This is a genomic window from Bacteroides sp. MSK.20.82 (assembly GCF_019052485.1).
GTDB lineage: Bacteria > Bacteroidota > Bacteroidia > Bacteroidales > Bacteroidaceae > Bacteroides > Bacteroides thetaiotaomicron.
In genome coordinates, this window is sequence record NZ_JAHQUN010000083.1 from 1 (window position 1) to 10,501 (window position 10,501).

General features: G+C 43.7%; 9 protein-coding genes and 1 tRNA gene. 8 read left to right on the top strand and 2 right to left on the bottom strand.

Annotated elements, in window-relative coordinates:
- Window positions 1–75 precede the first annotated feature (75 nt).
- Window positions 76–852, top strand: a complete 777-nt coding sequence (locus tag KTR07_RS26960; RefSeq protein ID WP_011107932.1) for a Cof-type HAD-IIB family hydrolase — start codon at window positions 76–78, stop codon at window positions 850–852.
- Window positions 853–940: 88 nt separating this feature from the next.
- Here the strand turns inward: KTR07_RS26960 and KTR07_RS26965 are convergent.
- A tRNA-Ala gene (locus tag KTR07_RS26965) sits at window positions 941–1,014 on the bottom strand.
- Between the two features lie 120 nt (window positions 1,015–1,134).
- Between KTR07_RS26965 and KTR07_RS26970 the strand changes: the two genes are divergently transcribed.
- From KTR07_RS26970 to KTR07_RS26985, 4 genes are all read left to right on the top strand, one after another.
- Complete coding sequence (locus KTR07_RS26970; RefSeq protein WP_008767861.1) at window positions 1,135–1,437, top strand: DUF4286 family protein; 303 nt, start codon at window positions 1,135–1,137, stop codon at window positions 1,435–1,437.
- A complete protein-coding gene (gene ruvC, locus KTR07_RS26975) occupies window positions 1,434–2,000 on the top strand; it encodes a crossover junction endodeoxyribonuclease RuvC (RefSeq protein WP_008763383.1) in 567 nt (188 codons plus the stop codon). The genes KTR07_RS26970 and ruvC overlap by 4 nt, the downstream gene beginning before the upstream one ends.
- Window positions 2,001–2,085: 85 nt before the next feature.
- Complete coding sequence (gene pulA, locus KTR07_RS26980; protein WP_011107931.1) at window positions 2,086–4,092, top strand: type I pullulanase; 2,007 nt, start codon at window positions 2,086–2,088, stop codon at window positions 4,090–4,092.
- Window positions 4,093–4,128: 36 nt separating this feature from the next.
- Window positions 4,129–5,583: an ATP-binding cassette domain-containing protein gene (locus KTR07_RS26985; protein WP_011107930.1), complete on the top strand. Its 1,455-nt coding sequence runs from the start codon at window positions 4,129–4,131 to the stop codon at window positions 5,581–5,583.
- Window positions 5,584–5,671: 88 nt separating this feature from the next.
- Here KTR07_RS26985 and KTR07_RS26990 read toward each other — a convergent pair whose 3' ends face one another.
- Window positions 5,672–7,477 (bottom strand): PAS domain-containing protein, encoded by a 1,806-nt coding sequence (locus tag KTR07_RS26990; RefSeq protein ID WP_011107929.1) that lies wholly within the window; start codon window positions 7,475–7,477, stop codon window positions 5,672–5,674.
- Between the two features lie 240 nt (window positions 7,478–7,717).
- On the opposite strand from KTR07_RS26990, the gene gpmA reads away from it, so the two are divergent.
- The 3 genes from gpmA to fsa all read left to right on the top strand — a co-directional run bounded on the left by gpmA (window position 7,718) and on the right by fsa (window position 10,291).
- Window positions 7,718–8,464 (top strand): 2,3-diphosphoglycerate-dependent phosphoglycerate mutase, encoded by a 747-nt coding sequence (gene gpmA, locus KTR07_RS26995; protein WP_011107928.1) that lies wholly within the window; start codon window positions 7,718–7,720, stop codon window positions 8,462–8,464.
- Between the two features lie 50 nt (window positions 8,465–8,514).
- A complete protein-coding gene (locus KTR07_RS27000; RefSeq protein ID WP_008763387.1) occupies window positions 8,515–9,567 on the top strand; it encodes a class I fructose-bisphosphate aldolase in 1,053 nt (350 codons plus the stop codon).
- Between the two features lie 67 nt (window positions 9,568–9,634).
- A complete protein-coding gene (gene fsa, locus KTR07_RS27005) occupies window positions 9,635–10,291 on the top strand; it encodes a fructose-6-phosphate aldolase (RefSeq protein ID WP_011107927.1) in 657 nt (218 codons plus the stop codon).
- The last annotated feature ends 210 nt before the right edge of the window (window positions 10,292–10,501 follow it).

Here is a 10,501-nt window from a genome sequence, read left to right on the forward strand (position 1 = left end):
AACTCAATTCTATCACTATAACTTTCCGCATTTCACTTTTTTGTAGTAACTTTGTAGCACAAAAATATAGATAGTATGATAAAGGTATTATTGCTTGATGTAGATGGAACTTTGTTGAGTTTTGAAACTCATAAGGTGTCGCAATCCTCTATAGATGCTCTTAAAAAAGTACATGATAGTGGAATTAAGATTGTGATTGCTACCGGTAGAGCGGCAAGTGATCTTCATGAGATTGATGCTGTGCCGTATGATGGAGTTATTGCACTTAATGGAGCAGAGTGTGTATTGCGTGACGGAAGTGTGATAAGAAAAGTAGCAATACCTGCACAGGATTTTAGAAAATCAATGGAGCTTGCACGGGAATTTGATTTTGCAGTCGCTCTCGAATTAAATGAAGGTGTATTTGTCAATCGCCTTACCCCGACTGTCGAACAGATTGCCGGAATTGTTGAGCATCCGGTTCCGCCGGTTGTCGACATCGAAGAGATGTTTGAAAGAAAAGAATGCTGTCAACTTTGTTTTTATTTTGATGAGGAAGCAGAACAAAAAGTAATGCCGCTTCTGTCTGGTCTTTCCGCAACACGCTGGCATCCTTTATTTGCTGATGTTAATGTTGCAGGGACAAGTAAGGCAACCGGCCTCTCGTTATTTGCCGATTACTACAGGGTTAAAGTTTCTGAAATAATGGCGTGCGGTGATGGCGGTAATGATATCCCCATGCTGAAGGCCGCCGGAATAGGAGTGGCGATGGGAAATGCGTCCGAAAAAGTTCAGTCAGTTGCCGACTTTGTCACTGATACGGTGGACAATAGTGGACTTTACAAGGCTTTGAAACATTTCGGGGTAATATAAATGTCTTAATGAAGCTTGGCTACAAAGCCAATCACAGGTTTAAAATAAAAAAAAGAGTAACTTATCATAAGTTACTCTTTTCATTTTGTGGAGCGTATCGGACTCGAACCGATCACCTCGACACTGCCAGTGTCGCGCTCTAGCCAGATGAGCTAACGCCCCATTTTTATGCCACTGATATAACGTTTGTCAACGTTTTGCTTTTGTTGGCGCAAATATAATGGAATATTCTGAAATAATTGCTATGTTTGCGGAAAATAATTTATTGAAAGGACAGATGATATGCTGATTTATAATACAACTTTTCAGGTGGACGATGCTGTTCACGATAATTTTTTGATTTGGATAAAGGAAAGCTATATACCTGAAGTACAGAAACACGGGACGTTGAAAGCACCGCGTATCTGTCGGATACTGAGCCATCGGGACGACGGAAGTTCTTATTCTCTGCAATGGGAAGTAGAGAGTAGTGGATTGCTGCATCGCTGGCACATGGAACAGGGAGTGCGGCTGAATGACGAACTTACGAAAATATTCAAGGATAAAGTAGTCGGTTTTCCGACATTGATGGAGATAGTAGAGTGATTCAACCGGTAAAAGAAAAGATTATTTTGGGTATAGACCCCGGTACGACCATCATGGGATATGGAGTCTTGCGCGTGAAAGGGACTAAGCCTGAGATGATCGCGATGGGAATTATCGATTTACGTAAATTTGCCAATCATTATCTGAAGCTGCGGCATATTCACGAACGGGTATTAAGTATCATCGAAAGCTATCTGCCTGACGAACTGGCTATCGAAGCTCCTTTTTTCGGCAAGAACGTACAGTCCATGTTGAAGTTGGGACGTGCTCAGGGAGTGGCGATGGCAGTGGCATTGAGCCGTGATATTCCGATCACAGAATATGCTCCTTTGAAGATCAAGATGGCTATAACCGGAAACGGACAGGCATCAAAGGAACAAGTAGCGGATATGCTGCAGCGTATGCTGCATTTTCCCAAAGAAGAGATGCCTACCTTTATGGATGCGACGGACGGTTTGGCGGCAGCCTATTGTCATTTTCTGCAAATGGGACGTCCGGCAATGGAAAAAGGATATAGCAGTTGGAAAGATTTTATTGCGAAAAATCCCGATAAAGTAAAATAAACCCGCAATGAAAGAGGCTGGGAGTGAGAAAAGTAATAAACAAGTAAGTGCGAAGGTAGTGTGAGTACCGCAGGGGAGGTTTAGTATGAAAATGGGAACCAATTATTTAGCGATATTAGGGGTGACTACGGTGACGACAGTAATGAGTTGTACTACTGCGAAAAAGGAATATATGTCTTATGAATTATATCCGGTCCGTACAGGAAGTCTGATTGAAATGGAGTATACACCGGAGGCAACGAAGTTTACTCTTTGGTCGCCTACGGCAGATGAAGTACGTCTGATGCTTTATGAGGCAGGCGAGGGCGGACATGCCTATGAAACGGTAAAGATGCAGTCGGGGGAAGAAGGAACCTGGACAGCTGTGGTAAGTAAGGACCTTATTGGCAAGTTCTATACTTTCAATGTGAAGATCGATGACAAGTGGCAGGGAGATACTCCCGGAATAAACGCCCGTGCTGTCGGAGTAAACGGGAAGCGGGCCGCTATTATCGACTGGCAATCCACCAATCCGGACGGTTGGGAGAGTGACACCCGACCTCCTTTGAAGTCTCCCGCCGATATGATTATTTATGAGATGCACCACCGTGACTTTTCGGTCGATTCTACTTCAGGAGTGAAGAATAAAGGAAAATATCTGGCACTGACCGAACATGGAACGATGAACTCCGACAAGTTACTGACAGGTATCGACCATCTGATCGAACTGGGCGTGACACACGTGCATCTGCTTCCTTCTTTTGATTACGCTTCGGTAGATGAAACCAGACTGAATGAAAATTCGTACAACTGGGGATATGATCCGCAAAACTATAATGTACCCGATGGTTCCTATGCCACTGATCCCTATCAGCCCGCCACTCGTGTGAAAGAATTCAAGCAGATGGTACAGGCACTGCACAAAGCTGGTATCCGTGTGATAATGGATGTGGTGTACAATCATACATTCAATACCGATGAGAGTAACTTCGAGCGCACCGTTCCCGGTTATTTCTATCGCCAGAAAGAAGATAAAACCTTGGCAAATGGCTCAGGCTGTGGTAACGAGACTGCCAGCGAACGCCTTATGATGCGTAAGTTTATGGTAGAATCCGTCCTTTATTGGATAAAAGAATATCATGTTGACGGCTTCCGGTTCGACTTGATGGGAATTCATGACATAGAAACGATGAACGAGATACGGAAGGCTGTAAATGCGGTCGATCCTACCATTTGCATTTACGGAGAGGGGTGGGCTGCCGAGGCGCCTCAGTATCCGGCTGACTCCTTGGCAATGAAGGGAAATATAGCACAGATACCCGGAGTTGCTGTCTTTTCTGACGAGCTGCGTGACGGGCTTTGCGGACCTGTAGGCGATAAGCGCAAAGGAGCTTTTCTTGCCGGAATTCCGGGAGGGGAGATGAGCGTAAAGTTCGGCATAGCAGGCGCTATCGAGCATCCGCAAGTACAGTGCGATTCGGTTAATTATACTCAAAAGCCGTGGGCGAAACAGCCTGTGCAAATGATCAGTTATGTTTCCTGTCACGACGGGCTGTGTTTGGTAGACCGACTGAAGGCAAGCATGCCGGACATCACTCCCGAACAACTTATACGTCTCGATAAACTGGCACAGACTGTGGTCTTTACTTCACAAGGTATTCCGTTTATTTACGCCGGAGAAGAAATCATGCGTGATAAGCAAGGCGTGGACAATAGTTATAAGAGCCCGGATGCAGTGAATGCCATCGACTGGCGGCGCAAAACCACCAGCGCAGATGTTTTCATGTATTATAAACGATTGATCGATCTGCGTAAATCTCATCCGGCCTTCCGCATGGGAGATGCAGGACAGGTTCGAAAACATCTGGAATTTCTTCCTGTGGAAGGAAGCAACCTGATTGCTTTCCGTCTGAAAGACCATGCAAATGGAGATCATTGGGAAGATATCATCGTCGCATTTAATTCTCGTCCTACTCCTGCCAGGCTTACTATTCCGGTTGGTAAATATACAGTGGTATGTAAAGACGGAGTGATAGATGTACGTGGATTAGGCATACAAAACGGGCCGGAAGTTATTATTCCCAGTCAGTCGGCTTTGATTTTATATAAGTAAATTCAGTCTTTTGATAATCAAACAGAATAGAAGAATATGATTCAAAATACATTCAACATAGCGGGGGGCGTAGCACGCAACCCGCTTGTGCGTTTAGCTGCTCCCATCACGGCAACGATTTCAGCCGGAGAACACATTGCGATTGTAGGTCCCAACGGAGGAGGAAAAAGTCTTTTTGTCGATACGCTGATCGGTAAATACCCATTGCGTGAAGGGACGCTGCAATATGACTTTTCTCCTGCTGCCACCCAGACCGTCTATGATAATGTGAAGTACATCGCTTTCCGTGACACTTACGGGGCTGCCGATGCTAATTATTACTATCAGCAACGCTGGAACGCCCACGATCAGGACGAAGCACCCGATGTTCGTGAAATGCTGGGAGAAATTAAGGACGAACAACTGAAACAAGAACTGTTTGAGCTTTTTCGCATTGAGCCGATGCTCGATAAGAAAATAATTCTTCTCTCCAGTGGCGAACTGCGTAAATTCCAGCTGGTCAAAACTCTGCTGACAGCTCCCCGTGTATTGATTATGGACAATCCGTTTATTGGTCTGGATGCACCTACCCGCGAGTTGCTGTTTTCTTTACTCGATCGCTTGACAAAAATGTCGTCCGTACAGATTATTCTGGTATTGTCAATGCTGGATGATATTCCTTCATTTATTACCCATGTAATTCCTGTGGATAAAATGACGGTGTACCCCAAAATGGAACGTGAGGCCTATCTGGAAGCTTTTCGTTCCAGAGATGCAGCCGTTTCTTTTGATGAGTTACAGCAGCGTATCGTCAATTTGCCCTATGATGGCAATAATTACGATTCTGATGAAGTGGTCAAACTGAATAAAGTCAGCATTCGCTATGATGACCGCACTATTCTGAAAGATCTCGACTGGACGGTGCGGCGTGGTGAGAAATGGGCATTGAGCGGTGAAAACGGGGCCGGAAAATCTACTTTGTTAAGCCTTGTCTGTGCGGATAATCCGCAATCATATGCTTGTGACATCAGCCTTTTCGGGCGGAAGCGGGGTACAGGGGAGAGTATTTGGGAAATTAAAAAGCATATTGGCTATGTAAGTCCGGAGATGCATCGTGCTTATCTCAAAAATCTGCCGGCTATTGAAATCGTGGCCAGTGGGCTTCATGACAGCATCGGGCTTTACAAACGTCCCCAGCCGGAACAAATGGCCATCTGCGAATGGTGGATGGATATATTTGGTATTGCGGAATTGAAAGACAACCCTTTTTTGCAACTTTCCAGTGGAGAACAACGGCTGGCATTGCTGGCACGTGCTTTTGTGAAGGACCCGGAGCTGCTGATTCTGGATGAACCGCTTCACGGTCTGGATACTTACAACCGTCGTCGGGTAAAGAAGATTATTGAGGCTTTCTGCCATCGCAAAGACAAGACGATGATTATGGTGACTCACTACGAATCAGAGTTGCCGGGCACTATTACAGACCGTATTTTCCTGAAGAGAAACCGATGAAAATGGACTGTTGTCTGAAAAATAATGTTTAGCTCTGCCATTCCGAACTTAGTGAGGGATGACAGAGCAATTTAAAAGAGATTTTTCTTTAATTAATTGGATGGGTGAACCAAAAGCAAGCCCCTCTTCCCGGTTCCGATTCCACACCGATTTTCCCTCCCAGTTGCGTGACGATACTTTGGCAGATAGGCAGTCCGAGTCCCGTACCGGGAATAAAACTGTTGAGTTTTACAAATCGGGTGAAGATAGCTTCCTGTTTTTCCGGCTCTATCCCCATTCCCGTGTCCTGAACGGAGAATTTCACTTCGTTTCCGTCTATTTGGTAGTCGATGGTGATATTTCCTTCGGAAGTGAATTTTAGTGCGTTAGTCACAAAGTTCAGTAATACCTGATAAAGTCTGTTCTTGTCACTGGTGAACGTCAGTTCGGGTAAATTATCTTTCAGGCGGAGTTCTACTTGTGGACTAGTTTTCATTTGCATAGCCTGAAACAGATCGTTACAAAGCTGTTTCGCATTTACTCTTTCAGGAATAATGTCGAAAGTTCCCGCTTCGATTTTCGATAAGTCGAGGATATCGGAAATGAGCTGAAGCAACAACTTGTTATTATCTTCTATGATCGTGATATACTGATGCTTTTCTTCCTGATCCTCCGCCTCTTCCAGCATACTTGAGAAACCGACGATCGCATTGAGCGGAGTACGTATCTCGTGACTCATGTTGGCAAGGAAGGCCGATTTTAAACGATCCGCTTCTTCGGCTTTCTCTTTGGCTTTGATAAGCATTTGTTCGGTTTCTTTTAGTTGGGTAATATCAAAGTTGATACACAGCATTTCGATGACATTATCCTGCGGTCGGTAGTTGCGGACCAACACATTCACCCGTGTCCACGTATAACTTCCGTCGGCTCTGCGGATACGTACATCCCTGCATAATTTCGTACTTTCGCCTTTGACCACTTTCGCCAGAAAGTCGAGCATAACAGCCCGGTCCTCCGGATGAAAGTGAGAATGGATACCGATAATTTCCGGTAGGGGCGTGCCTTCCTCTTCTCCTACATTTTTATACCAGCTGCTTAAGGCATAACCATTGCGGCTTAACGCATCAAAATGAGCGTATCCAACCTTGGCATAATCTCCTACCAGTTCAAAGAAATTTTTAAATTCCTGAATTTTGTTGTAGGCGATGGTGTTTTCCGTCTTATCTACGTTTATCAACAGATAATTGATGGGCTGCCGGTCATGATCATAAAGTGTTGTTATTCTTGTTGTCAGATTAATGAAACCGGATGTTTTTTCCGATTCATAATATCCTTTGATTTTTGAAAAATCATATTGGAAGGTGAATTCAACCTCTTCATTATCTCTGATCTTTAGCTTTATTTCTTCGGGTAGTGCCGGATTCTCAAAGATATTGATACCAATAACTTTTTCTTTATGGGTGATATGGAACATTTCCAGTTCCTTTTTATTCAAGTCAAGCAGATAACCGTCTTTATTATACAGTTCAATGCCGACGGGAAGGTTTTTATAGATATTGTGCAGGATACGTTCACTGTTTTGCAGTGCCTGATAGGCGGAAGCCATGCGTGGACCATCTTGAGTTTCTGCTATTCCGTATATTTTGGTGTTTCCTTCCCCATCAGTTTCCTGAAAGCATATTTTACTGCGAATCCATACTTCCCCGTGGGGAGTATCGAGCAGGTACACCTCCTCAATGCTCTGTTGCAATTTATCGAAAGAGTAGCTGGTAGTATGGTGCTGATCCTCCCTTAGGATACGTTTATTGAAATCTTCAAAACTGATCACTCCGTCTTCGTCTATCCCGAGTAATCGGGAGATAAACTCGGAACATACATAACTTTCTGTTTTTAAGTCCGCTTCCCACCATCCCATATTCGCTTTATTCAGCAGTTTTTGCAGGAATGTGTATTCTTTCTGTTTGCTTGTTTCCAATGTCTGACTTGTTTTAAGTTGGCGGTTGAATATTCATTTAGTCCGTAAAAATAGTCATTTCTATTGAATTCTTTTCAATAAACCATCACTTTTAGGTATTGATACCTGCTGATTCTTTCGTGAACTTTGTAGAGAAACAAAATGTTGTATATATAAAAAGAAGAAAGGAGACCATTAAGAATGAAAAAGATAGTATTACTTCGTCATGGAGAGAGTGCTTGGAACAAAGAAAACCGTTTCACAGGTTGGACGGATGTAGACCTGACGGAAAAGGGAGTTGCCGAAGCGGAAAAGGCAGGCGTCACGTTGAGGGAATATGGCTTCAACTTTGATAAAGCCTACACTTCTTATCTGAAAAGGGCAGTCAAAACCTTGAACTGCGTGCTTGATAAAATGAATCTGGACTGGATTCCCGTCGAGAAGAGCTGGCGTCTGAATGAGAAGCATTACGGCGATTTGCAAGGACTCAATAAGGCGGAAACAGCCGAGAAATACGGAGAAGAACAAGTGCTGATCTGGCGTCGCAGTTATGATATAGCTCCCAATCCGCTTTCCGAAAGCGATTTGAGAAATCCGCGTTTCGATTATCGCTATCACGAAGTATCCGATGCGGAACTGCCGCGTACCGAATCATTAAAAGATACCATCGACCGTATTATGCCGTACTGGGAGTCGGATATATTCCCGGCTTTAAAAGATGCGCATACCTTGCTGGTTGTCGCGCATGGCAATAGTCTGCGAGGTATCATTAAGCATTTGAAACATATTTCTGATGAAGATATCATCAAACTGAATCTTCCTACTGCCGTTCCTTATGTATTCGAGTTCGACGAGAACCTGAATGTTGCCAATGATTACTTCCTGGGCAATCCGGAAGAAATTCGTAAGCTGATGGAAGCGGTAGCCAATCAGGGGAAGAAAAAATAGCAGGCTTCATCGCCTGTATATAAATTGTTATACATTAAAAAAATAAAGTTATGAGTAAAGTAGTTGATTTATTAGGAGATAAGACCAGTTATTATCTGGATCATACCTGTAAGACCATTGATAAGTCGTTGATTTATATACCCTCACCGGATACCATTGATAAAGTCTGGATTGATTCGGACCGAAACATTAAAGTATTGAACAGCCTGCAAACCCTTTTAGGGCATGGACGTCTGGCAAATACGGGTTATGTGTCCATTCTTCCTGTCGATCAGGATATCGAGCATACAGCCGGCGCATCCTTTGCACCGAATCCCATTTATTTCGATCCGGAGAATATTGTGAAGCTGGCTATCGAAGGAGGCTGTAATGCAGTAGCTTCTACATTTGGTATTTTGGGATCAGTCGCACGTAAATATGCGCACAAAATACCTTTCGTGGTAAAGTTGAATCACAATGAGCTGCTGACCTATCCGAATACATACGATCAGGTATTATTTGGTACGGTGAAAGAGGCTTGGAATATGGGAGCCGTAGCAGTAGGCGCAACCATTTATTTCGGTTCGGAACAGAGTCGCCGCCAATTGGTAGAGATTGCTGAGGCTTTCGAATATGCCCATGAACTCGGTATGGCTACCATTCTGTGGTGTTATTTGCGCAATAGCGATTTCAAGAAAGGAGCTATTGATTATCATGCTGCTGCCGACCTTACCGGACAGGCTGACCGTTTGGGAGTTACCATCAAAGCGGACATTGTGAAGCAGAAACTTCCTACCAATAATGGTGGTTTCAAAGCGATTGGTTTCGGAAAGACAGATGAACGCATGTACACGGAACTCACATCGGAACACCCGATTGATCTCTGTCGTTATCAGGTGGCAAATGGTTATATGGGACGTGTCGGATTGATCAATTCCGGTGGAGAATCTCATGGGGCTTCCGATTTGCGTGATGCGGTCATTACAGCAGTTGTCAATAAGCGTGCCGGTGGCATGGGATTGATCAGTGGACGTAAAGCCTTCCAGAAGCCGATGAATAAGGGTGTCGAATTATTAAACGCTATTCAGGATGTCTACCTCGATCCGGCAATAACCATTGCCTGATCTAGGAAAGATGAGAAATAATTCTTATCTTTGACTACCAGATAGTTAACCATTAAAAAATAGAATTATGAAGTTTTTTATTGACACAGCCAATTTGGAGCAGATTCAGGAGGCGTATGACCTCGGAGTACTTGACGGAGTGACTACCAATCCTTCGCTGATGGCGAAAGAAGGCATTAAAGGTACGGAGAATCAACGTGAACATTACATTAAAATATGTAAGATTGTCAATGCTGACGTAAGTGCGGAAGTAATAGCAACGGATTATGAAGGGATGATCCGCGAAGGGGAAGAGCTTGCCGCACTCAATCCGCATATCGTTGTCAAGGTGCCTTGCATTGCCGATGGTATCAAAGCTATCAAGTACTTTACAGAAAAAGGAATCCGGACCAATTGTACATTGGTATTTTCCGTCGGACAGGCATTGCTGGCTGCAAAAGCCGGAGCGACTTACGTTTCGCCTTTTGTCGGACGTCTGGATGATATTTGCGAAGACGGGGTAGGACTTGTTGGTGATATTGTACGTATGTATCGCACCTATGATTACAAGACTCAGGTATTGGCGGCTTCTATCCGCAATACGAAGCACATCATCGAGTGTGTGGAGGTGGGAGCAGATGTGGCTACCTGTCCGTTGAGTGCTATCAAAGGGTTGTTGAATCATCCGCTGACTGATTCGGGATTGAAGAAATTTTTGGAAGATTATAAAAAGGTAAATGGATAATCGGATTTGAGAAACTAAGTTTTCTTCAAAGTTATATTGATAGAGGCTTCTGACATAAATGTATGTTAGAAGCCTTTTTTAGTTATTTTAATAATGTCAAACAACATAAAACTAAGACTTCTCGTTTATTCATCTTAATTTGTATCGTGTAATCTAACTAGTGATGTAAATAATGAATAAAAATGGATTTAGTCGATGTGCCGATATCTA